The 22,136-nt window shown below is 73.7% G+C and carries 21 protein-coding genes and 4 pseudogenes; 11 read left to right on the top strand and 14 right to left on the bottom strand.

Annotated features, from left to right (window positions below; translation table 11 throughout):
* Positions 1-97: 97 nt before the first annotated feature.
* Positions 98-652, bottom strand: a pseudogene (locus tag ACFC8N_RS12315) (LysR substrate-binding domain-containing protein); the annotation flags it as partial.
* Positions 653-727: 75 nt separating this feature from the next.
* Between ACFC8N_RS12315 and ACFC8N_RS12310 the strand changes: the two are divergent.
* Positions 728-1,858: a diaminopropionate ammonia-lyase gene (locus tag ACFC8N_RS12310; RefSeq protein ID WP_376288289.1), complete on the top strand. Its 1,131-nt coding sequence runs from the start codon at positions 728-730 to the stop codon at positions 1,856-1,858.
* 24 nt (positions 1,859-1,882) lie between these two features.
* On the opposite strand, the gene ACFC8N_RS12305 is transcribed toward ACFC8N_RS12310, so the two are convergent.
* The 3 genes from ACFC8N_RS12305 to ACFC8N_RS12295 all read right to left on the bottom strand — a co-directional run bounded on the left by ACFC8N_RS12305 (position 1,883) and on the right by ACFC8N_RS12295 (position 5,423).
* Entirely contained in the window at positions 1,883-4,225 is a 2,343-nt protein-coding gene (locus tag ACFC8N_RS12305) for a SpoIIE family protein phosphatase (protein WP_376288056.1), read from the bottom strand.
* Positions 4,226-4,281: 56 nt separating this feature from the next.
* Complete coding sequence (locus tag ACFC8N_RS12300; protein ID WP_376288055.1) at positions 4,282-4,749, bottom strand: peroxiredoxin; 468 nt, start codon at positions 4,747-4,749, stop codon at positions 4,282-4,284.
* Between the two features lie 146 nt (positions 4,750-4,895).
* On the bottom strand, positions 4,896-5,423 hold the full coding sequence (locus tag ACFC8N_RS12295; RefSeq protein ID WP_376288054.1) for a MarR family winged helix-turn-helix transcriptional regulator: 528 nt from the start codon (positions 5,421-5,423) through the stop codon (positions 4,896-4,898).
* A gap of 165 nt (positions 5,424-5,588) precedes the next feature.
* Here ACFC8N_RS12295 and ACFC8N_RS12290 point away from each other — a divergent pair, with 165 nt between their 5' ends.
* The 3 genes from ACFC8N_RS12290 to ACFC8N_RS12280 all read left to right on the top strand — a co-directional run bounded on the left by ACFC8N_RS12290 (position 5,589) and on the right by ACFC8N_RS12280 (position 7,583).
* Positions 5,589-5,876, top strand: a complete 288-nt coding sequence (locus ACFC8N_RS12290; RefSeq protein ID WP_356023807.1) for a putative quinol monooxygenase — start codon at positions 5,589-5,591, stop codon at positions 5,874-5,876.
* Positions 5,877-6,117: 241 nt separating this feature from the next.
* The gene (locus ACFC8N_RS12285) at positions 6,118-6,543 is read left to right on the top strand and encodes an SH3 domain-containing protein (RefSeq protein ID WP_356023805.1); all 426 of its coding nucleotides are present in this window, start codon (positions 6,118-6,120) and stop codon (positions 6,541-6,543) included.
* Positions 6,544-6,800: 257 nt separating this feature from the next.
* Positions 6,801-7,583 (top strand): XRE family transcriptional regulator, encoded by a 783-nt coding sequence (locus ACFC8N_RS12280; protein ID WP_356023803.1) that lies wholly within the window; start codon positions 6,801-6,803, stop codon positions 7,581-7,583.
* Between the two features lie 292 nt (positions 7,584-7,875).
* On the opposite strand, the pseudogene ACFC8N_RS12275 reads toward ACFC8N_RS12280, so the two are convergent.
* Together ACFC8N_RS12275 and ACFC8N_RS12270 are read right to left on the bottom strand one after the other, a co-directional pair.
* A pseudogene (locus tag ACFC8N_RS12275) lies at positions 7,876-7,983 on the bottom strand (GntR family transcriptional regulator); the annotation flags it as partial.
* A 46-nt stretch (positions 7,984-8,029) separates the two neighbouring features.
* Positions 8,030-8,887 carry a LysR family transcriptional regulator gene (locus tag ACFC8N_RS12270; protein ID WP_376288053.1) on the bottom strand — a complete coding sequence of 286 codons (858 nt, stop codon included), beginning with the start codon at positions 8,885-8,887 and terminating at the stop codon, positions 8,030-8,032.
* Positions 8,888-9,039: 152 nt separating this feature from the next.
* Between ACFC8N_RS12270 and ACFC8N_RS12265 the strand changes: the two genes are divergently transcribed.
* The gene (locus ACFC8N_RS12265) at positions 9,040-9,849 is read left to right on the top strand and encodes a DMT family transporter (protein ID WP_376288288.1); all 810 of its coding nucleotides are present in this window, start codon (positions 9,040-9,042) and stop codon (positions 9,847-9,849) included.
* A gap of 17 nt (positions 9,850-9,866) precedes the next feature.
* Here ACFC8N_RS12265 and ACFC8N_RS12260 read toward each other — a convergent pair.
* Both ACFC8N_RS12260 and ACFC8N_RS12255 read right to left on the bottom strand, forming a co-directional pair.
* Positions 9,867-10,068: pseudogene (locus ACFC8N_RS12260) on the bottom strand (NAD(P)/FAD-dependent oxidoreductase); the annotation flags it as partial.
* A 160-nt stretch (positions 10,069-10,228) separates the two neighbouring features.
* Positions 10,229-10,882, bottom strand: a complete 654-nt coding sequence (locus ACFC8N_RS12255) for a TetR/AcrR family transcriptional regulator (protein WP_376288052.1) — start codon at positions 10,880-10,882, stop codon at positions 10,229-10,231.
* Positions 10,883-11,427: 545 nt separating this feature from the next.
* Here ACFC8N_RS12255 and ACFC8N_RS12250 point away from each other — a divergent pair.
* From ACFC8N_RS12250 to hemC, 3 genes and pseudogenes are all read left to right on the top strand, one after another.
* Positions 11,428-12,066 (top strand): annotated as a pseudogene (locus ACFC8N_RS12250) (LuxR C-terminal-related transcriptional regulator); the annotation flags it as partial.
* Between the two features lie 144 nt (positions 12,067-12,210).
* Positions 12,211-13,164, top strand: a complete 954-nt coding sequence (locus ACFC8N_RS12245; protein WP_362822172.1) for an ATP-dependent DNA ligase — start codon at positions 12,211-12,213, stop codon at positions 13,162-13,164.
* A gap of 18 nt (positions 13,165-13,182) precedes the next feature.
* The gene (gene hemC, locus ACFC8N_RS12240; RefSeq protein WP_376288051.1) at positions 13,183-14,124 is read left to right on the top strand and encodes a hydroxymethylbilane synthase; all 942 of its coding nucleotides are present in this window, start codon (positions 13,183-13,185) and stop codon (positions 14,122-14,124) included.
* Positions 14,125-14,151: 27 nt separating this feature from the next.
* Here the strand turns inward: hemC and ACFC8N_RS12235 are convergent, their stop codons facing one another.
* From ACFC8N_RS12235 to ACFC8N_RS12220, 4 genes are all read right to left on the bottom strand, one after another.
* Positions 14,152-14,676, bottom strand: coding sequence for a hypothetical protein (locus ACFC8N_RS12235; protein ID WP_376288050.1), 525 nt, complete (start codon positions 14,674-14,676; stop codon positions 14,152-14,154).
* 212 nt (positions 14,677-14,888) lie between these two features.
* Positions 14,889-15,734 (bottom strand): ABC transporter permease, encoded by an 846-nt coding sequence (locus ACFC8N_RS12230; protein ID WP_356023789.1) that lies wholly within the window; start codon positions 15,732-15,734, stop codon positions 14,889-14,891.
* Positions 15,694-16,599: an ABC transporter ATP-binding protein gene (locus ACFC8N_RS12225; RefSeq protein WP_376288049.1), complete on the bottom strand. Its 906-nt coding sequence runs from the start codon at positions 16,597-16,599 to the stop codon at positions 15,694-15,696. Before ACFC8N_RS12225 ends, ACFC8N_RS12230 begins: the two co-directional genes overlap by 41 nt.
* The gene (locus tag ACFC8N_RS12220; protein ID WP_376288048.1) at positions 16,596-17,069 is read right to left on the bottom strand and encodes a MarR family winged helix-turn-helix transcriptional regulator; all 474 of its coding nucleotides are present in this window, start codon (positions 17,067-17,069) and stop codon (positions 16,596-16,598) included. The genes ACFC8N_RS12225 and ACFC8N_RS12220 overlap by 4 nt, the downstream gene beginning before the upstream one ends.
* 130 nt (positions 17,070-17,199) lie before the next feature.
* Between ACFC8N_RS12220 and ACFC8N_RS12215 the strand changes: the two genes are divergently transcribed.
* Positions 17,200-18,009 carry a VOC family protein gene (locus tag ACFC8N_RS12215; protein WP_356023783.1) on the top strand — a complete coding sequence of 270 codons (810 nt, stop codon included), beginning with the start codon at positions 17,200-17,202 and terminating at the stop codon, positions 18,007-18,009.
* Positions 18,010-18,014: 5 nt separating this feature from the next.
* On the opposite strand, the gene glgX is transcribed toward ACFC8N_RS12215, so the two are convergent.
* Both glgX and ACFC8N_RS12205 read right to left on the bottom strand, forming a co-directional pair.
* Positions 18,015-20,135 (bottom strand): glycogen debranching protein GlgX, encoded by a 2,121-nt coding sequence (gene glgX / locus ACFC8N_RS12210; RefSeq protein ID WP_362822171.1) that lies wholly within the window; start codon positions 20,133-20,135, stop codon positions 18,015-18,017.
* A 29-nt stretch (positions 20,136-20,164) separates the two neighbouring features.
* Positions 20,165-20,677: a pep a2 gene (locus ACFC8N_RS12205; RefSeq protein WP_376288047.1), complete on the bottom strand. Its 513-nt coding sequence runs from the start codon at positions 20,675-20,677 to the stop codon at positions 20,165-20,167.
* 303 nt (positions 20,678-20,980) lie between these two features.
* Between ACFC8N_RS12205 and ACFC8N_RS12200 the strand changes: the two genes are divergently transcribed.
* Together ACFC8N_RS12200 and ACFC8N_RS12195 are read left to right on the top strand one after the other, a co-directional pair.
* A complete protein-coding gene (locus ACFC8N_RS12200; RefSeq protein WP_071376163.1) occupies positions 20,981-21,280 on the top strand; it encodes a DUF5133 domain-containing protein in 300 nt (99 codons plus the stop codon).
* 107 nt (positions 21,281-21,387) lie between these two features.
* Positions 21,388-22,136: maltotransferase domain-containing protein (locus ACFC8N_RS12195; RefSeq protein ID WP_376288046.1), on the top strand; the 749-nt coding region annotated here is incomplete at its 3' end.

The following is a 22,136-nucleotide window of genomic DNA, read 5'->3' as shown; positions in this document are numbered from 1 at the left end:
GGCGGCCCGCCCAGGCCTGGCCCGGGTGGAGGGTCACCGCGTGGCGCAGGGCGTCCCGGCATGCGAGGACGGCGGGATGCCTGCCGCGGCCCCCGCGGACCACGGTGAAGATCCGTCGGGTGCGCCGGACGCGCGGGAGCCGCCGCAGCGGCACCGTCGGGGGCTGTCCGCTCCGCACCAGGTCGGGGAGGAGGGCGGCCGCGCGCCGCTGCTCGACGAGGCGGCGGTGCAGCAGCACGTCGGTGGTCTCGAAGCGTACGTCGGGTTCGAAGCCGGCGGTCCGGCACAGGGTCGTCGCCCAGTGGCGCGCGGCGGTGCCTTCGGGCTCCATCACCCAGGGGTGGTCGGCCAGCGAGCGCAGCGCCGCGGTCGGACCGCCGCCGTCGGGGGCGGCGGCCGGTGTCGGCAGCGCGAGGCGGAGGGCGTCCTCCAGGAGGTCTTCCTGTTCGAGTCCGGCGAGCCGCGGGTTGGGGTTGCCGGGGTACTCCTCGGCGAGGACCAGGTCGAAGTCGCGGGCCTGGAGCGCGGGCAGGGCCGTTTCCGGTTCCAGCTGGGTGAGGTGGACGCGCAGGTGCGGGTGGCGCTCACGGAGGAGGCCGAGCGCGGCGGGGACCAGGGTGAGCGCGGCGGTCTGGAAGGAGGCGAGGCGCACGGTACCCGTCAGCTCGGTGAGCGAGGAGGCGATGTCGGCCTCCGCGCGCTCCAGGCGTTCGAGGACCGCCTCGGTGTGGGCGACGAGGATCGCACCCCGCCGTGGCACGCGCGGCCCGGCGCCCGTGCCTGGCGCTGCGCGCCCGCACCGGCCCAGGTGCGGGAGTTCCACGCCGCGCTGCCCGGCCACACACCCACCCCTCTGACCGAACTCCCCTCCCTCGCCGATGAGTTGGGGATCGGACGGGTCTTCGTCAAGGACGAGTCGGACCGGCTGGGGCTGCCCGCGTTCAAGGCGCTGGGTGCGTCCTGGGCCGTGCACCGCGTCCTCGCCGCGCGCGCCGCCGACGCCCCCGGCCCGCAAGGTCAGGGCCGGGACCCGGTCACCCTGGTCACGGCCACGGACGGCAACCACGGCCGCGCGGTGGCCCGTACGGCGCGGCGCCTCGGGCAGCGCGCCCACGTCTTCGTCCCGCAGGGTGTGCATCCGCAGGCGGTGGCGGCCATCGCCGCCGAACGGGCGCGGGTCACCGAGGTCCCGGGGCCGTACGACGAGGCCGTGCGCCGGGCGGCGGAGGCGGCCACCGCGCCGGACGCCGTCCTGGTGCAGGACACCGCCTGGCGGGGTTACGAGCAGGTCCCCGCCTGGATCGTGGAGGGCTACTCCACCCTGTGCGCGGAGGTCGACGACCAGCTGGCGGCCGCGGGAGTTCCCGACGGGCCCGGTCTCGTCTGCGTACCGGTGGGCGTCGGCTCGCTGGCCCAGGCCGTGGTGACGCACTACCGCAGCCGGCCGTCCGGGCGGGCGGCGGCGCTGCTGTCCGTGGAGCCGGAGACCGCGGCCTGTGTCCTTCTGAGCCTCACCCGCGGCGCCCTCGTCGGCGTCCCGACCGGCGACACCATCATGGCCGGGCTGAACTGCGGCACGCCGTCCAGCCTCGCCTGGCCGTATCTGCGTGACGGGCTGGACGCCGCGGTCGCCGTCACCGACGCCGGCAGCGCCCGCGCGGTGGCCGATCTCGCCGCCCTCGGCGTCTCCTCGGGCCCCTGCGGGGCGGCGGCGCTCGCCGGACTGCGCGCGGCACTGACCGGCGCGGGTGCCGCGCAACGCCGTACGGCACTCGGGCTCGGGCCGGCCTCGGTGGTCGTCCTGCTCAGCACCGAGGGCGCGGCGGCCAACCCGGGCACCGCCCTCAACGGTTCCTGACCGCCGGCCGGGAGGGGGCGGTGATCAGGCCTCGGGCAGCGCCTGTTCGGCCCAGATGGTCTTGCCGCGGCCGGTCTGCCGGCTGCCCCAGCGCTGGGTGAGCTGGGCGACCAGGAGCAGTCCGCGGCCGCCCTCGTCGTAGTCGTTGGCCCGGCGCAGGTGCGGGGAGGTGGAACTGGCGTCGGAGACCTCGCAGATGAGGGCGCGGTCGCGGATCAGGCGGAGCTGGATGGGCGGTTCGCCGTAGCGGATGGCGTTGGTGACGAGTTCGCTGACGACGAGTTCGGTGACGAAGGCGGCCTCGTCCAGCCCCCAGGCGCCGAGTTGCTCACCGACCGCCTGGCGGAAGGTGGCGACCTCGGCGGGGTCGGGCGGCACGTCCCAGGTGGCGACCCGGTCGGCGCCGAGGGCGCGGGTGCGGACGAGGAGCAGGGCGACGTCGTCGCCGGGCTGGTGGGGCAGGACCGCCTTCAGGACGCTGTCGCACAGGGCGTCGAGGGAGTCGGCGGGTGTGGTCAGGGCCCGGCACAGGGCGTCGGTGGCGCCGTCGAAGTCCCGGTCGCGGTCTTCGAGCAGGCCGTCGGTGTAGAGCGCGACGACGGACCCCTCGGGCAGGTCCAGTTCCGTCGCCTCGAACGGCAGCCCGCCCACGCCGAGCGGCGGCCCGGCGGTCATGGGGACGGTCTCCGCGGTGCCGCCGGGCAGGACGACGGCCGGGGCCGGGTGGCCGGCGGCGGCCAGGCTGAGCCGGCGCGAGACGGGGTCGTAGACGGCGTACAGGCAGGTGGCGCCGAGTTCGGCGACCTCCTCGCGGATGTCGTCGCCGCTGTCCTCGGCGGCGAGCAGGAGAACCAGGTCGTCGAGGTGGGTGAGGAGTTCGTCCGGCGGCAGGTCGACGTCGGCGAGGGTGCGTACGGCCGTGCGCAGCCGGCCCATGGTGGCCGAGGACTGGATGCCGTGGCCCACCACGTCGCCCACGACCAGGGCGACCCGACCGCCGGAGAGCGGGATGACGTCGAACCAGTCGCCGCCGACGCCGGCCAGGGAGCCGCACGGCAGGTAGCGGTGGGCGACGTCGAGCGCGACCTGTCCGGACAGGCCGCGCGGGAGCAGGCTGTGCTGGAGGGCGAGGGCGGTGCTGCGCTCCAGGGCGAAGCGGCGGGCGTTGTCGATGCAGACGGCGGCGCGGCTGCCGAGTTCCTCGGCGAAGACCGCGTCGTCGGGGCCGTACGCGTCGGGGTGGGCCATGCGGACGCAGACCGCGACGCCGAGCGTGGTGCCGCGGGCGCGCAGCGGCATCGCGAGCACGGAGTGGGCGCCCTCGCGGAAGGCGCGGCCCTCGGGCGAGCGGAGGTTGCGCTCCTCCAGCCACTTCACGAACTCCGGCTCACCGGCCTGGCTGAGGACGGAGTGGCCTTCGCGCAGGGCACTGGCGAGCGGTGAGGAGGGTTCGTAGGCGTCGGCCTCGCCGAGGTGCACGGCCGCGCCGGGGTTGCCCTCGCGGGTGGAGCCGTGGGCGACGCGCCGGAGTGTGACGGGGCCGTCCGGGATCATCGGCGGCTCCTCCGTGCCGAGCACCCAGTCGAGGAGGTTCACGCTGGCGAAGTCGGCGTAGCGCGGCACGAGCAGTTCGACCACTTCCTCGGCGGTGCGGACCACGTCGAGGGTGGTGCCGATGGCGGCCGCGGCCTCGTTGAGCAGGACGAGGCGTGCCTGGGCCCAGTACTGTTCGCTGCTGTCGAGGGCGGCGAGGGCGACCGCGGTCAGGGTGCCGGACTCGTCGTGCAGGGGCCACATCTCGGTGGTCCAGGCGTGCTCCCGGTTGAGGGCGGGGGCGCCGGTGAAGCTCTCGTAGCGCAGCGCCCGGCCGGTCTCGGCGACCTGGCGCAGATGGGCGAGAAAGCCGCGGCTGTGCTCCATGTCCTCGACGGTCTCCAGGAAGTGCCGGCCGATCAGCGCTTCCTCGGGGACGCCCAGGACCTGCCCGGCGGCGTCGTTGACGCGCAGGTAGTGCTGCTTGAGGTCGAAGACCGACATGGACATGGAGGCCTGCTCGAAGGCCTGGGCGGCCAGGGCCGTGGCGGGCGGGTGGGCCGTCACGACGAAACCGGCGGGCTCGCCGCCGGCGCCGGCCACGGGGAGCGCGGTCAGGGCCAGCGGGACGCGGTGGCCGTCACGGTGCCGCAGGACGACGGTGCCGGTGCGGGCGGCGAGGATCTCGCCGGGGATGTCCTCGGCGAGCAGGCCGGCCGCCGGCCGGCCCACGACGTCCGCGGCCGGGTGGCCCGTGAGCTGCCGCGCGCCGTCGCTCCACCCGGTCACGGTGCCGACGGCATCGATGATCGCCACTGCGGCGACATGCTTCATACGCCCAAGGATGTTCCGATTGTTCCGGAGCATCAAGCGCGCCGGTGGCGCCGGGTTCAGCCCTGGTGGGCGCGCAGCGCCGCGAGGGCCCGGTCGGCGTGGGTGTTCATGCGCAGCTCGCTGCGGACGACCTCCAGCACGGTGCGGTCCTGGGCGATGACATAGGTGACACGTTTGGTGGGGGCGAGGGAGAAACCGCGCTTGACGCCGAACCGCTCGCGCACGGTGCCGTCGACGTCGGAGAGCAGCGGCATGCCGAGGCCGTGGGCGCCCGAGAACTCCTGCTGCTTGTCGACCGTGTCGCCGCTGATGCCGACGGGCCGGGCGCCGGCGGCGGCGAACTCGGCGGCGAGATCACGGAAGTGGCAGGCCTCGGCGGTGCAGCCGGGGGTCATGGCGGCGGGATAGAAGAAGAGGACCACGGGCCCGCCGGCCAGCAGCTCGGTGAGCCTGCGGGTGGTGCCCGTCTCGTCGGGCAGAGCGAAGTCCTCGACCTTGCTCCCGACCTCGATGCGTTCGGTCACGACCGTCCCTCCTCGTTTCGGGCGACTGCGCGCCCCGCTGTGCCGGCCACACCGTGTTCCGGCTCGCCGGCCTGCGGCCGGATATTACTGGACGGTAGAGGCGGCGCCCGCACCGCCGTCCCCGTACGGCGACGCCCGTCAGCCCGTCAGCCCGTCACCGGCGAGGCGGCGTCGGCCTCCCGGCCGGAGTCCTCCTCGACCGTGTACGCGAGGAAGTCGTCGACCATGCGGTGGAAGAGCGTGGCCATCTGCCGCAGCTCCTCGGGACGCCAGCCGGCGAGGGCGAGCTGCATGCCCCGGGCACCGGCCTCCCGGATCCGTCCGACGGCCTCCCGCCCGGCGTCGGTCAGCTGGATCCGCTGGGCCCGCCGGTCGTCGGGGTCCGGGACGCGGCTGACATAGCCGGCCCGCTGGAGCTGCTGGACGGTCCGTGTCACGTGCGAGGCCTCCACGCCCAGGCGCTGCGCCAGCTCGCCCGGCCGCAGCGGCTCGGAGTCGGCGATCTGCCGCAGCAGCGCCACCGCGGCCCGGTCCAGCGGCACACCGGCCAGCCCCATCAGCCGCTCGTGCTGCCGGGATCGCGTGCTGAGATAGGTGACGCGCGTCAGAGCGCGCTCGATCTCGACGACCTCCGGGGAGGCGACGGGCAGGCCGGACAGCGATTCCGTGGGCACACCCGCCAGTTTACCGGATCGTTGCGTAAGTCAAGTAACTTCCGCGCACCCTCAGGCGGCTCCGGCCGACACCACCGGACGCGTGTCGTGCGGGCCGCCCCCCGCCACCCGCGTGCTGCAATCGGCAGAACCACGACCCACCCCCGAAGAACCCCGGAGGAACCCATGGCCTTCGCCGTCGTCGCCCAGTACCAGTGCGCGCCCGCCGACGTGGACACCGTGCGTGACGCGCTCCGCGCCATGCGCGAGCTGGTCGCGTCCGAGCCCGCGAACCTCGCCTACGAGGCGCACGAGGTGGTGGACCAGCCGGGGGCGTTCCTGCTGTACGAGCGGTACACCGACCGCGACGGCTTCGAGGCGCACAAGCGGACGGCCCACTTCGCGGAGCTGATCCGGGGCACGGTGTTCCCGCTGCTGAAGGAGCGGACCATCACCTTCGCCGAGACCGTCTGACGCGGACACCCCCGAACACCCACCCGGGACGCGTCACCCGGACCGGCGCGGAGACGGGCGGCACGGCGGAACGCCGGTCCGCCCCGGCGCAGGCGGGCGGGGCCGCGGCGCGGGGATCCGTCCCGGGGGACGTCCCGGGTGTCCCCGGGGACGCCGGAACGGCATCGCGGCGGCCCGCCGCGGAAACGCTGGCTGTCGTGATCACGGCTCGTGGTCACGAGAACGACAGCCGGAGGTTGCCATGATCCGACAGACCCTCAAGAGCGGTCTGCTGGCCACGGTCGCGGTCCTCGCATTCCTGCCCACGGCGGCCGGGGCCGCACCCGTCGACGCCGCCACCCCGTACCCGGTACCCGCCGCGATCAGCCAGTACCACGCCCACCACATCCACCACATCCACCACGCCCCGTACCGCCTGCACCGGCACCACACGTACCGCACCTACGGCCGTGTCACCACCGGCTACGCACGGCTCAACGTCCGCTCCGGCCCCGGTACCGGCTACCGGGTGATCGGCCACCGGCACGCGGGCCAGTACCTGCACCTCACCTGCCGGACGCGCGGCTCGTGGGTCCACGGCAACCGCACCTGGTACCGGCTCGCGCACCACCGGGGCTACGTCACGGCGCACTACGTCCGCACCCGCCGCGCCCTGCCCTGGTGCTGACGGTCCCTCACCGCCGCATCACCCTCACACCGAAGGCCCGTTCGACGACCCCCGAACGGGCCTTCGGTACGTCCACGCCTCACCTTCCTCATACCTCACCGCGTGTTGCGCTCGCCGCAGTCCCGGGAAGCCATTCCGACAACAGGGGCGAAACCTCTCATAGGGGAGCCCATAGCGGAAAAGGGAGTCGAGGACGCACGATGCGGCACCCTCAGGCATCGACAGCATCGACATCGACCACGCCGGACGAGCCATTGGTGGCGATACTGCGCGCCCTGAAGGACCGCACGGGACTGAGCCTGGCGGCGCTCGCCGCACGCACTCCGTACAGCAAGTCCGCGTGGCACCGCTATCTGTCCGGCAGCACGCCGCCGCCCCGGCCCGCCGTGGAGGCGCTGTGCCGGCTCGCCGGCGCCGATCCCGACGCCGTGCTCGCCCGGTGGGATCCGGCCGACGCGGGCGACGGGCCCCCGCCGGCACCGGACGCGCCGGGCGCGGACCCGGCCGAGGAGTCCGGCCGGCTTCGACCGCGGGGCCGGCTCCGGTCACGGCGCTCGTCCCGTCGCCCCTCCTGGCTGCCGCTGTCGGCGTTCGCCGTGTTCGGTGCGGTCACGGCGGTGGCCGCCACCGTGATCCTGGCCGTCCGCCCGGGCACCGCGCCCGCCGCGCAGACCCTGCCGGCGGTGCCGCGCTGCCACGCCCGCTCGTGCCAGGGCGAGTTGCCCGACGCCTCGGTGTGCGCCCGGGACGCGCGGACCACGAGCTCGGTCACCGACAGCGCCTATACGGTCCGGCTGCGTTGGTCGGCGGCCTGCGGCACCGCCTGGTCCCAGGTCCGGCTGCGCTCGGCGCGGGCCCACGAGGTGTCGGTGCGGAAGGGGGAGGACGTGCTGTCGGCGAGTTATCCGGCGGACGACTCCGCCGGCGACAGCAGTCCGATGCTGTCGGTGTCCTCGCCCCGCGGCGTGGAGGCGTGTGCCGAGGTGGACGGGGAACTGGCGTGCACGGGACGGGAGGTGACGCCGGCCGACCTGGGGTGACGAGTCGCCGCCCGCTGCCGCTGCGCCCGCCGCGGTGAGCGCGAACCGGATCGCGCGGACGCGCGGGGCACCGAACACGTCGGAGGCGCGGCCGGCGAGGAGCATGCCCACGATGCCGCCGAGGTCGAACAGCACCACGAACGTCAGGGCGGAGCCGAGGTTGTCGCCCTCGCCGCGCGGAGTTCGGCCCCGTAGCGGGCGGCGAGTGCGCGGGCCTCGGTGGTACGGCCCTCGGCGACCAGGAAGCTCAGCGGCTCGGGCATGGGCGGGACTGCTGGAGCCATCCCGGCCGGAGCGCCAACCGGATACCGGCCCGCGTCGCACCGAACTGCTCGGCGAGTTCGGTCTCCATCTGCCGCTGGGCCGGTGCCGTCGCACCGCGGAGGATCGCCTGCCGCAGCCGCGCGAGCGCATGCTGTTCGGCCGCTTTGTCCGGTCGCCCCGTCTCAGGCCGACCGGTACAGCTCGGTGAGCAGCTCGACCACCGCCTGCCGGGCCGGGTGCGGGTCGTCGCGCCACCAGGCGAGCCGTACGGCGACGGGTTCGGCGTCGCGCACCGGCCGGTAGACGATGCCGGGCCGCGGGTACTGGTGGGCGGTCGACTCCGCGGTGACGCCGATGCCGCGTCCGGCGGCGATCTCGGTGAGCCAGTCGTCGACGTCGTGGATCTCCCAGACGGCCGGACGGGCGTCCGGCGGCCACAGGTCGACGGTGGCCGTGCCGGTACGGCGGTCCACGAGCAGGGTGCGGTCGGTCAGTTCGGCCAGCCGGACCGAACGGCGCCGGGCGAGACGGTCGTCGGCGGCGAGCGCGCACAGCCGGCGCTCCAGGCCGACGATCGCGGTGTCGAACCGCCGGTCCTCCAGCGGTCTGCGGACGACGGCGAGATCGCAGGCGCCCTCGGCGAGCCCGGCGGCGGGCGAGTTGACGCGCACGAGATGCAGGTCGACGTCGCCGTGCGCCGCGTTCCAGCGCCGCTGGAAGGCGACCGTGTGCCGGCCCACCGCAGACCAGGCGTAACCGACCCGCAGCCGGGTGTGTCCCGAGGACGCCTCCCGGACCAGGCCGGAGACGTCCGCGAGCACCCGGCGGGCCTGGGCCACCACGCGCAGTCCGGTCGCGGTGGGGATCACCTCGCGCGAGGTGCGGCGCAACAGCCGTACGCCCAGGGCGCGTTCGAGGGAGGCGAGGGTCCGGGAGACGGCGGCCTGGGAGACGCCGAGGGCGATCGCCGCGTCCGTGAAGGTGCCCTCGTCGACGATCGCCACGAGGCAGCGCAGCTGGCGCAGCTCGATGTCGTGCATACGCTCAGCGTATAGATCGGCCGAGGCATGCATTTTGCGCAAGAGTGCGGGTGACACACGATCCCGGTATGCGACGCGCTCTCCACCGCCCGGCCGTGGCCGCTGCCACGGCCGTGACCCCGTCCCCGGCGCGGTCCGGGCCCCTGGCCGGTGTGGCCACCATGTTCGGCAGCGGGCTCTCCAACCAGACCGGCGCCGCCGTCGGGGCGCTGGCCTTCCCCGTGCTCGGTCCGCTCGGTGTGGTCGCGGTACGGCAGTACGTCGCCGCGCTCGTCCTGCTCGCCGTCGGCCGGCCCAGGCTGCGCGCCTTCACCTGGCGGCAGTGGTGGCCGGTGCTGCTGCTGGCCGTGGTGTTCGGCGCGATGAACCTCAGCCTGTACAGCGCCGTCGACCGGATCGGTCTGGGGCTCGCCGTGACCCTGGAGTTCCTCGGACCGCTGACCATCGCCCTGGCCGCGACGCGGCGCCGGCTGGACTCCGGGTGCGCGGTGCTGGCCGCGGCCGGGGTGATCGTCCTGATGCGCCCGCGGCCCTCCGCCGACTACGCCGGGATGGCCCTCGGCCTGGTCGCCGCGTGCTGCTGGGCGTCGTACATCCTGCTCAACCGCGTCGTCGGCCGGCGCATACCGGGCGCGCAGGGCGCCGCGGCGGCCGCGTCGGTCTCGGCGCTGGCCTTCGTCCCGGCCGGCATCGTGGTCGTCCTGCGCCATCCGCCGACGGCCGGGGCCGTCCTGTGCGCGGTGACGGCAGGCGTCCTGTCCTCCGCGGTGCCCTACCTGGCCGACCTGCTGACCCTGCGCCGTGTCCCTGCGCAGACCTTCGGCCTGTTCATGAGCGTCAACCCGGTGCTGGCGGCGCTGGTCGGCCAGGTCGTGCTCGGCCCGGGCCTGGGCACGGCGGAGTGGGCGGGGATCGGGGCGGTGGTGGCGGCGAACGCGGTGAGCCTCGCGGCCAAGGGGTGAGCGCCCCGACGGTGCCGCTACCCCACCGCGTCCCGCCAGGCGGATCCCGCCGCGACGACCTGGCGCCACGCCCGGATGGCCTTAGGCGGCATCCAGCTCGTACTGGTCGGACCAGAAGTACGGTACCGGCGCGAACGGCTTGCGCGGCTCGGGGTCGCGCAGGTTGCGGCCCGCGGCCATGCCCTGTTCGGCGGCGTGGGTGCGGTGCTCGATCCGGATCCCGCCCCGGACAGCGGGCGCCGTAGACGCCGGGCGCGGCGGAGAAGGTCGTGGTGACCTTCGATGCGTGAGCCGGTGCGTGAACGCCGGGTGCGGCGGCTCCGGGTGAGCGAGGTCCGGGCGTGGACGGCGCCGGAGCCGGGGGCCGGGTCCGCGGGGTTCAGCGCGCGCCGCGCGCCACCGGGGCCAGCCACAGGCCGACGATCGCGTCGGCGAGCCCGTCGGCCGCGCCCGCCCAGGTGGCGCGCGGGGTCGGGGTGCCCTCGGCGAGGGCACGTTCCCGCTCGGCGCAGGTGTGCAGGATCAACTGCCGGACCATCTGGCCGCGTTCGGCGCGGACCTCGGGCGGCAGCTCGGGCAGGACGCGGTTCAGCGCCTCGATCGCGCGGCGCAGCGCGGGTGAGGTCATGGACTCCTCGACCATGATCTCGTGCAGCGCCGGGTCGGTCATCACCTGCGCGCAGAACCGGGCGTACCAGGTGGGGCTGCCGAGCCCGGCCAGGTGCTCGGTGACCGGGCGCACCAGACAGTCGACCCAGTCGCGTACGTCCGTGGAGTCGCCGGCCGCCTCCAGCGCCCGCTCGCGGAGCGTCTCGATGCGCTCGGCGTGCCGGCGGGCCACCGCGCGGACCAGGTCGGCCTTGGTGCCGAAGTGGTAGCCGACCGCGGCGTTGTTGCCCTGGCCGGCGGCCTCGCTGACCTGGCGGTTGGAGACGGCGTACACGCCGTGCTCGGCGAACAGTCGCTCCGCCGCGGTCAGGATCGCCTCCCGGGTCGCGCTCACCTGCTCGGCCCGCGCCGTCCTGCGCGCCATGCTCACCACCGCTCCGGGACTGCGCAGCGCCCTGGGGCGGCCAGTCCCTCACGCCACCCCGGGTCCTCGACCGGGGCGGCGAGGTCCAGCCCGAGAAGCCTACGATGCGCGCCCGCGCCACCACGGACAGGCCACGTGTGCGGCGCCTTTTCGGCTCGCTAAAGTAAGTCAAGCAGTTGACTTAATCAGTATTACCCGCCATTCTCACCCGTCGCCCGCCGATTCCCACCCCTTGCCCTCCGGAAGGTTTCTCCTCATGACCGACCTCCCCCGCCACCGTCCGGCCGACCCGGCCCCGGCACCGACCGCCGCCGAGCCCTCGGCCGAAGCGGTGGCCTGAGCCGGACCTCCGGGGACGGTGACCGGGCCCCAGCGAGCGGCGTGCTGAGGCGTACGAGCGGGACGGTGGGCTCGGTCGAGCGGGGACGGCGGGCTCGGCCCCGGTGCGGGAGCCTCCGGCCGAAGCCCGCCGGAGCCGGGCCGGCCCCGGCCGACCCCGGCGGCCATCGGTCCGTCCCGGAACGAAGAGAGACGAAGGAACCGCCGTGCGCATCGTGATCGCCGAGGACAACGCCCTGCTCCGGGAGGGCCTGGTGCTGTTGCCGGCGTCGGCCGGGCACGAGGTGGCCGCCGTCGTGGGCAGCGGGCCGGAGGTCCTGCCGGCGCTGCTCGCCCAGCGCCCCGACATCGCCGTCCTGGACGTACGGATGCCGCCGCGCTTCCGTGACGAGGGACTGCGCGCGGCACTGGCCGCGCGTGAGCGGCTGCCCGGACTGCCGGTCCTGGTGCTCTCGCAGTACGTCGAGGAGTCGTACGCGGCCGAGTTGCTGAGCGGTGGGGCGCGTGGGGTGGGTTACCTGCTCAAGGACCGGGTGGGCTGTGTGGACGAGTTCCTCGACGCGCTGGACCGGGTCGCGCGCGGCGGCACCGCCCTCGACCCCGAGGCGGTGACGGAGTTGATGACCCGCCACGCGGACTCGCCCCTGGACGCGCTCACCCCGCGCGAGCGGGAGGTGCTGCGGCTGATGGCCGAGGGGCACGACAACACCCCGATCGCCCGGACGCTCGTCATCACCGAGCGCTCAGTCAGCAAGCACATCGGCAACGTCTTCCTGAAGCTGGGCCTGCCGCCGAGCGACAGCGGGCACCGCAGGGTACTGGCGGTGCCCGCCCATCTGCGGCACACCCGGCACGCCGGATCCCGCGTACGCTGCGGGACCCGTTCGGGGGAACCGGCGGGCGAAGGCGCGTGCGGCCGGCGGAAGCGGTCGAGGACTTCAGCCGTGACCGCCGTCCCCCCGCCCCCGCCGCTGCCCCTCATCGCGCCGATGCTCGCCACGCCCGGCGGACTGCCGCCCGCCGCCCAGGACGCGCGCTGGGCGTACGAGACCAAGCAGGACGGCCAGCGGGCGATGGTGTACCTGCCCGGCGACGGCAGTGTCCTCCTGCGTGCCCGCTCGGGCGAGGACATCACGACGGCCTATCCCGAACTCCGGCCGCTCGGCGCCGCCCTGGGCGCCACGCCCGCCGTGCTGGACGGTGAGGTGCTGGCCCTGGACGAGCACGGCCGGGCCGACTTCCAGCTGCTGCAGGGCCGGATGGGGCTCGCCCACTCCCCCGCGCGGGCGGCGCGCAGGGCCGCCGAGACGCCGGTCCACCTGGTGCTCTTCGACGTTCCCCATCTGGGCGAGTCCCTGGTCCGGCAGTCGTACGTCCGGCGGCGGGCGCGGTTGGCGGAGCTGGAGCTGGCGGGGCCGTACTGGTCGGTGCCGGGCGCGGTCGTCGGGCACGGCGCGGAGGCGCTCGCGGCGACCAGGGAGCACGGTCTGGAGGGGCTGGTGTGCAAGCGGCTGGACTCGGTGTACGAGCCCGGGGTGCGCTCCCGCGCCTGGATCAAGATCCGGAACATGCGGGCCGAGGACGTGATCGTCGGTGGCTGGCTGCCCGGGAAGGGGCGGCTGACGGGACTGCCCGGGGCGCTGCTGGTCGGCCAGCGCTCGGGCGGGCGGCTGCGGTACGCCGGCGGGGTCGGCACCGGCTGGAGCGAGGCGGAGCGCCTGGAGCTGGCCCGGCTGCTCGATGCCGCCGCGAGCGGGCGGTGTCCCTTCGACCCGGTGCCGCGGATCGCGGGCGCCCACTGGGTGCTGCCGCGGCTGGTCGGCGAGGTCTCCTACAGCACCCGCACCCGGGACGGGCTGCTGCGCCAGCCGGTCTGGCTGCGGCTGCGCCCGGACCTTGCGCCCGAGGAGTCGGCGGCCGACCTGCCCGAAGACCTTCGGTGACCGCCGAAGGTCTATCGTGTGCCCATGCCGGTTCCCGAATTGATCCGTATCGTCTCCCGCGACTCGCCCATGGCCCTGGCCCAGGTCGACCGGGTCCGGGCCGAGTTGGCCGCCCTGCACCCGGAGCTGCGCACCGAGGTCGTCCCGGTGAAGACCACCGGTGACAAGTGGCTCGGCGACCTGTCCCAGGTCGAGGGCAAGGGGGCGTTCACCAAGGAGGTCGACGCGGCCCTGCTGGCCGGGAAGGCCGACCTCGCGGTGCACTGTGTGAAGGACGTGCCCGCCGACCGGCCGCTGCCCGCCGGGACGGTGTTCGCCGCGTTCCTGAAGCGGGACGACATCCGGGACGCGCTGGTCCACCCGGACGGGCTCACCCTGGACGAGCTGCCCGCCGGCACCCGGATCGGTACCTCCTCGGTGCGCCGGATCGCCCAACTGGCCGCCACGCACCCGCATCTGGAGTGCGTGCCGTTCCGCGGCAACGACAACCGCCGGCTGGCGAAGCTCGCCGAAGGCGAGGCGGACGCGCTGCTGCTCGCGGTGGCCGGGCTGGAGCGGATCGGCCGGACCGACGTGATCAGCGAGGTGCTGTCCACGGAGACGATGATGCCGCCGATCGGCGCGGGCATCCTCGCCCTGCAGTGCCGGGAGGACGACACCGGCGTCATCGACGCGGTCAGCGGGCTCGGCGACCCGGACACGCACCGGGAGGCGATGGCCGAGCGGATGTTCCTGCATGTGCTCCAGGGCCACTGCAACAGCCCCATCGCCGGGTACGCGCGCGTGGACCGCAGCGGGGAACTCTCCCTGCGCGCCTGCGTGTTCACGCCCGACGGCAAGACCCGGCTGAACGCCCACGAGTGGGCCGGACGGCTCGATCCGGCCACGCTGGGCACCTCGGTCGCCGTGGCGCTGCTCCGGCAGGGCGCCCGGGAGATCATCGACGGCATCCCGCACTGACGTCGTACGACGCGCGGGCCGACGGCGTCAGGCGGAGCCCGGCTCCGTCTGGTCCCGCAGGAAGGCGCTGACCTGGTGGGCGAGGCCGCCCTGGTGGCTGCCCGCCGGGGCGGCCGCGGCGGGCGCCTCCTGGACACCGATGCCGCCGGCCCACAGCCTGCGCTCGGTCCACTCCTCCTCCACCCGCAGCTGCACCTGTACGTCCACGTGGGTCAGGGCGGCCTCGGGGGCGGCGGCGTAGAGCACGGCGGTGGCCCGGCGCAGCGGATAGACGTCGAAGCCCTCGATGAACTGGGAGTTGCGCCAGTCCATGAACGCGGCCTCGCCGTCCTGGCCGACGCGGACGTCGATCTGACCGTCCTCCAGATGGATGCCGTAGTGCCGCGCACCGCGGTTCTCGACGGTCACCCGGACACTGAAGTACGTCAGCCCCACGGCGGCGTCGTCGCGTCCGCGCGGCGGCTCCGCGGCCTCCAGGCGGTGGACGCGGACCCGCAGACCGGCATGCTCGTCGTACTCGTGCCAGTCACCGACCACGTTCGGCTCGTACACAGTGCCCCTCTCGACCTATCGAGAGCTGCTGTCTATCTGTGCGCTCAGCGCACTGTCAAATGGGCAGAATGCGCCGTGGCCAGCGGGTTCGCCCGCTTTGATCGCTGATCAAGCGCTGCCCAGGAAGAATCCGTTCACGGTCCCTTCTCCGGCGGTACGCGCGCGTGCCGCACATCACGTTCGCACAAGATCGGCAGGCCGCGCGAGCGCGATCACCGGGCCAGGCGACCGAGCAACGAGGAGGCGGCCGCGATGCCGAGCGCGGCGGCCACCGCCAGCACCGCGAAGTCGGCGCCGAGATGCGACGGTGTGCCGAGCAGCAGCCCGCGCAGCGCATCGACTTGATAGCTCAGCGGGTTGACCTTGCTGACGGCCTGGAGCCAGCCCGGCATCACCGAAACGGGGTAGAGGGCGTTGGAGCCGAAGAACAGCGGCATGGTGATCGCCTGGCCGATGCCCATCAGGCGGTCGCGGCTGATCACGATGCCCGCGATGGTCATCGACAGACAGGAGAAGAAGGCGGACGCGAGCACGACGGCCGCGGCGACGCCGAGCAGCTTGAGCGGGTTCCAGGTCAGCGCCACGCCGAGGATCGCCGCGATGACGATGACGACGACGGCCTGGATCAGCGACTTCACACCGGCCGCGAACGCCTTGCCGGTGATGAGTGCCGAGCGCGGGGTCGGGGTGACGAGCAGCTTGTTCAGGATGCCGGCGTCGCGCTCCCAGATGATCTGGATGCCGTAGAAGATCGCGATGAACATCGCCGACTGGGCGATGATGCCGGGCGCCATGAAGTCGATGTAGGGGATGCCGCCGGTGGGTATCGCCCGGATGCGGGTGAAGGTCTGGCCGAATATCAGCAGCCACAGGGCGGGCTGGACGGCGCGGGTGTACAGCTCGGTGCGGTCGTGGCGCAGCTTCTGCAGTTCGACGGCGCACATGGCGACGACCCGGGCGGGCAGCAGCCGCCAGCCGGCGCGGGGCACGGGCGGGGTGAGCAGAAGATCCGTGTGGTCAGCCGACTCGGTGCGCGGTGCGGCGGGTGCTGCGGACATCGCGGAAACCTCCTTTGGACGTGTCGTCGAGGCCGCTGCCGGCGATGGCGCGAAAGACGTCCTCCAGGGTGGGCAGGGTGTCGGTGCCCTGGCGTTCGGCGAGCCCCTGGCGCAGTTCGGCCGGGGTGCCGAGGGCGCGGATCCGGCCGCGGTGCATGAGGCCGACCCGGTCGCAGTAGTGGTCGGCCTCGTCCATGTAGTGGGTGGTGACGAGCACGGTCATGGCGGTCGCGGCGCGGACGGCGTTGATGTGCTCCCACACGCCGGTGCGGGCGATCGGGTCCAGCCCGATGGTCGGCTCGTCCAGGATCAGCAGCCGGGGCGCGCTGACCAGGGCCTGGGCGAGTTCGAGGCGGCGGATCATGCCGCCGGAGTAGGTGCCGGCGAGCCGGTCGGCGGCGTCGGCGAGGCCGACGGCGGCGAGAGCCTGGGCGACGCGGGCGGCGCGCTCGCGCCGGGGCACGTCGAAGACCCGGGCGAACAGGGCGACGTTCTCCCGGCCGGTGAGCCCCTGGTCGGCGGAGAGCTGCTGCGGGACGTAGCCGAGGAGCCGGCGTACCGCCATGCGTTCCTTCGCCGCGTCGTGGCCGAAGACCCGGACCTTGCCGGCGGGGACGGGCAGCAGCGTGGTGACGCAGCGGATGGCGGTGGTCTTGCCTGCGCCGTTGGGGCCGAGCAGTCCGAACACCTCGCCCTCACGGACGGCGAGGTCCAGTCCGTCGACGGCCCTCGTGTCGCCGAACGCGTAGACCAGGGAGGTACAGGAGACGGCGTCGGCGAGGCCCTCGGCTCCTCCGTCGGCCACACCGGTGCTCTCGCTCGTCGTCGTGCCCGGACTCACGTCCCGTTCCTCGGGCTGCGTCATGGCTTCGCTGTCTCCTCGTGCTCCTCGTGTTCCTCGTGCAGGGTGACGGCCAGCCTGCGCAGCGCCGGAAGGGCCGCGCGGAGGGCCTCCCGGTCGGCCTCGTCGAGCCGTGAGACGTGCCGGGACACCAGCTCGGCCCGGCGGCGCTGCCAGTCGGCGAGCCTCTTCTCGGCGGCCCCGGTGAGCAGCAGACGGGCGGCCCGGCGGTCGGCCGGGTCGGTCTCGCGGACCAGATAGCCGCCCTTGACCAGCTGGTTGACCAGGGTCGACACGGAATTGCCCGCCAGGTGCAGCGCCCTGGCGGCGTCCGAGATGCCGATGCCGGGCCGGGACTCGACCAGCCGCAGCAGCTCCACCTCGGCGCCGCGCAGCCGGGGCCGGGCGAGCCCGCCGCGCAGGCGGCGCCGGATCAGCCGCTGGATGCGCACCAGCGTGTCCGCCAGCTCCTCCGGGTAGCTCTCGTGTTCCACACTCGAAGATTACCTCTGCTACAGAGATATTTCCCCCGGACGGCGGTCGAAGAAGAGGCCGAGGAGCGCGAACCGGGCCGCACAGTGGACACTGGTGCCAGACCGTCCCCGACCCCAGGACGCGACCGCCATGAACCACAAGCCCCCCGCCGACGGCGGACCGCGCAGACGGGACGTCGTCTCCACGCACTCCGTCTTCGGCGCCCCCTGCTGGGTGAGCCTGACCAGCCGCGACCTCGCGGCCACCCAGGAGTTCTACACGGCCGTCCTGGGCTGGCGCTGGCGCGGCGTGAAACTGGGCGAGCACTTCCGCATCGCGCTGGCCGACGGGGTGCCGGTGGCGGGGATCGCGGCCGTCGCCGCGATGTGGCAGATGGCGGTGGCCTGGACGCCGTACTTCGCGGTGCCGGACGCCGACACGGCCGTGGCCCGGGCCCGCGAGCGCGGCGGTACGGCGGCCGTCGGACCGCTGTCCTTCCCGCCGGGCCGGGCCGCGCTGCTCGCCGACCGGGACGGGGCGACGTTCGGGATCTGGCAGGGGGAACTGGTCGGCAACTGGGAGGCCTGGCGCCGGGCGTCGCCGACCTTCATCCGGCTGCACACGCGCGACGCCTTCGACGCCGCACTGTTCTACGGCGAGATCCTCGACTGGGCGTCCGGGAAGCCGGGCTGCTGCGAGGTGGAGTACGAGGGCGGCGAGGTGGTGCTGCGCAGCCAGGGCGACATCGTGGCCCGGATCGACTCGGGCGCGGTGGGGTCGGCGCCGGATCCGTCCGTGCGACCGCACTGGCAGATCCACTTCGCCGTCGCGGACGTCCTGGGCTGCGCCCGCACGGCGGAGAAGCACGGCGGCAGTGTGCTGAGCGAGGCGGAGGACGAGGCGATCCTGCGGGACCCGGACGGGGCCCAGTTCACGGTGACCTCGCACCGGCAGCGCTAGGGTCGTCACCCGGCGGTGACGCGTGACGGCCTGGACAGTACGACCAGGCTGCGTGCCTCCGTCCGCAGCCTCGTGCCCGCCTTGTGTTCCCGCTCGTCCGGGATGCCGTCCGCGTCGGCCGTGTCGATCAGGGTGGTCCAGCGTTCGGCGAACGCGGGGCCGGGCAGCCGGAAGACGACCGGTTCCCAGTAGCCGTTGACGAGCAGCAGGAAGGAGTCGTCGGTCATCCGGCGCCCGTAGGAGTCGCGTTCGGCGATGGCGTCGCCGTTGAGGAAGACCGTCACCGAGTGGGCGTCGCCGCGCTGCCAGTCCCGGTCGGTCATCTCGCGGGCGTCGGGCCGCAGCCACATCAGGTCGGGCAGCGGCTGGTCGGCGTTGGTCGCGGTCTCGCCGCGGAAGAACCGGCTCCGGCGCAGCACGGGGTGGGCGGCGCGCAGGGCGATCAGGTGCCGGGTGAACGCCGTCAACGACCGCTGTTCGCGGTCGAGTTCCCAGTCGACCCAGGAGATCTCGTTGTCCTGGCAGTAGGCGTTGTTGTTGCCCCGCTGGGTGCGGCCGAGTTCGTCGCCGTGGGAGAGCATCGGGATGCCCTGCGAGAGCAGCAGCGTCGCCAGCAGGTTGCGCTGCTGGCGGGCGCGCAGTTCGAGGATGCCCGGGTCGTCGGTGTCGCCCTCCGCCCCGCAGTTCCACGAGCGGTTGTGGCTCTCGCCGTCCCGGTTGTCCTCGCCGTTGGCCTCGTTGTGCTTGTCGTTGTACGACACGAGGTCGCGCAGCGTGAAACCGTCGTGCGCGGTGACGAAGTTGACGCTCGCGCGGGGCCGGCGCCGGCTGTGCTGGTAGAGGTCGGAGGAGCCGGTCAGCCGGGAGGCGAACTCGCCGAGCGAGCCGCGCTCGGCGCGCCAGAAGTCCCGTACGGCGTCCCGGTACTTGCCGTTCCACTCGGACCACAGCGGCGGGAAGTTGCCCACCTGGTAGCCGCCCTCGCCCACGTCCCACGGCTCGGCGATCAGCTTGACGCGGCTGATCACCGGGTCCTGCTGGATCAGGTCGAAGAACGCCGAGAGCCGGTCCACCTCGTGGAACTGCCGGGCCAGCGTGGCCGCGAGGTCGAAGCGGAAGCCGTCGACGCGCATCTCGGTGACCCAGTACCGCAGCGAGTCCATGATGAGCTGGAGGACGTACGGGTGCCGCATCAGCAGGCTGTTGCCGGTGCCGGTGGTGTCGTAGTAGTGCGCCCAGTCGCCGTCGACCAGCCGGTAGTAGGAGGCGTTGTCGATGCCCCGGAAGGAGAGGGTCGGGCCCCGCTCGTCGCCCTCGGCGGTGTGGTTGTAGACGACGTCGAGGATCACTTCGAGGCCGGCCGCGTGCAGCGCCTTCACCATCGCCTTGAACTCGTTGACCTGCTGACCCCGGGTGCCGAAGGCGGCGTAGGCGTTGTGCGGGGCGAAGAAGCCGATGGTGTTGTAGCCCCAGTGGTTGGCCAGGCCCCGGTCCTGGAGGACGCCGTCCTGCACGAACTGGTGCACCGGCATCAGCTCCACCGCCGTCACCCCGAGCGAGGTCAGGTGCTCGATGACCGCGGGGTGCGCGAGGCCGGCGTAGGTGCCGCGCAACCGTTCCGGGACGTCCGGGTGGGTGCGGGTGAGGCCGCGTACGTGGGCCTCGTAGATGACCGAGTCGGCATAGGGCGTGCGGGGCGGGCGGTCGTCGCCCCAGTCGAAGTACGGATCGGCCACCACGCCCAGCATGGAGTGCCCGGCGCTGTCGGCGGGCGCCGGGCCGTCGGGGGCGCGCTCGTACAGCGAGGGGTGGTTGTCGATCTGGCCGTCCACGGCCATGGCGTAGGGGTCGAGCAGCAGCTTCGCCGGGTTGCACCGGTGGCCCAGGGACGGCTGCCAGGGTCCGTGCACCCGGTACCCGTAGCGCCGGCCGGGCGCGATCCCGGGCAGGTAGCCGTGCCAGACGAATCCGTCGACCTCGTGCAGCCGGACGGGGGTCTGCGTGCCCGCGTCGTCCAGCAGGATCAGGTCCACGCGCTCGGCGACCTCGCTGAACAGTGCGAAGTTGGTGCCCTGTCCGTCGAAGGTGGCGCCCAACGGATAGGGCTGCCCGCTCCACGCGGGCAGCCCGTGCCGGGATCCGGAGGTGCGGGACGTCACCGGCTGCCCTCCAGGGTGTCGTCCGGGGCGCCCGCCGGGGCGGCCAGCCGCGCGACCGGCAGTGGGCGCGGCAACGGGAGGCCCTGGCGCAGGGTCGGCGCGGGCGTGAGGGGCACCCGCGGGACGCGCTCGCCGGAGCGGGCCCGCTGGGTGAACCAGATGATGGTGCTGCCGCGGTCCGAGGTGCAGCAGCCCCAGCCGTCGCTCATGGCGGCGATGTCCGCGAGGCAGGAGCGCAGGTCCTGGTCGGGGCGCAGATCGGGGTCGTCGTCGCCGAAGGCGGTGATCAGGTGCTGGCCGTTCCACCACATCTCGATCGACGTGTGCCTGTTGGAGGCGTGCTGGTGGATCGCCCGCAGCAGCAGTTCGGCGCCGCGGCGGACGGGGTCCGCGAGGTTGTCGAGGTCCCAGTAGCGCAAATGGGCGGCCAGGATGCGGCTGACCTGTCCCACCCGTTCCGGGCTGACTTCCACGTCGAGGTGGTAGTAGCAGGGCACTGCGGTCTCCATCGTCGCTTGCTCCTCACCGGCGAAGCTCGTGCGCCCCTCGCCTGTCCGGGAGGCTCCAGGACACACAGCGTGAGCGCCGATGGCTTCTGAGTCACCTCCACGGTGCGGGCACTACGCCATTCGTGCAACACGAGCACCCGACACACCACGCATGGTTGAAGCTCCAACAAGACGCTGCGTCGTCGTGCGTGCACCATAAGTGAAAGCCTCGATCGCCGTAACGGTGCCGTGCCCTTCCGCGCGCGGACGCCACCCGACCGTCGGGAACGCGCCCAGTCGAGAGCGTGAAAGGTGAAGACGGCGATGCTGCTCCCCGCCAAGGCCGAAGTGGCCCGGCAGTTGCGGCGTTACCGGGCGTGGGAGCGCGTGATGCTCGCCTCGCCCCACGACCGCGCGGTCCGGGCCACCTTCGAGGACTCGGGTTACACGCTGTGCGTGCTGATGGGCAAACGCTGCGCCCGCGAGGCGGCGGACGCGGCCGAGCGCTATCTGCGCACGAACCTGGTCACCTACCTGCGTGAGCAGAACGGGCGGCCGAAGCGCCGCCGTTCGGCGCGAAGCGCGCCGCCACCGGAGCGGCGTTCCACGGCGTCCAGCCCCTGAGCTGGCACCGTACAAGGCGTTCCCCCCGGGACCGACGTGAGTCGGCCCGTATCGGATCGCGAAGCCGGGCCAAGTGCCCGGCTTCGCGCACGGCGGAGGTGAGATACATGCGCAGGACCCCGGTCATCGGCCGTGTACCGGTACGTGACGTCCGGCCGGCCGTGGAGTGCGGCAGGCGCCCGGCGAAGGCGGTGGCCGGGGAGACCTTCCAGGTCACGGCCACCGTGTTCCGCGAAGGGCACGATGCCGTCGGTGCCAATGTGGTCCTGCGCGATCCGAAGGGCCGGCGCGGCCCGTGGACACCGATGCGGGAGCTGTCCCCCGGCAGTGACCGCTGGGGCGCGGAGATCACCCCGGACGCGACCGGCCGCTGGACCTACCGGGTGGAGGCCTGGTCCGACCCGCTGGCCACCTGGCGGCACCACGCGAGCGTCAAGATCCCGGCCGGTGTCGACGTCGGGCTGGTGCTGGAGGAGGGCGCCGAACTGTTCGAGCGGGCGGCCGCCGGAGCGCCGAAGGGTGCGGAGCGCGACCTCGTCCGGGCCGCCGCACGCACGCTCGGTGACGACTCCTTGTCGGTGGGGGACCGGTTGGCGCCGGCGCTGTCCGCGCAGGTGGCGGCGGTGCTGGAGCGGCATCCGCTGCGGGAGCTGGTCACGGCGTCCGAGGCGATGCCGCTGCTGGTGGAGCGGGAGCGGGCGCTGTTCGGGTCGTGGTACGAGTTCTTCCCGCGGTCGGAGGGCACCGCCGAGCAGCCCCACGGCACGTTCCGTACGGCGGCCCGCCGGCTGGAGGCGATCGCCGCGATGGGCTTCGACGTGGTGTACCTCCCGCCGGTCCATCCCATCGGGACGAC

It is taken from the genome of Streptomyces sp. NPDC055966 (assembly GCF_042269865.1).
Taxonomy (GTDB): Bacteria; Actinomycetota; Actinomycetes; order Streptomycetales; family Streptomycetaceae; genus Streptomyces.
The sequence above is the reverse complement of the archived record's forward strand: the minus strand, read 5'-3'. Positions and strand labels throughout refer to the sequence as shown.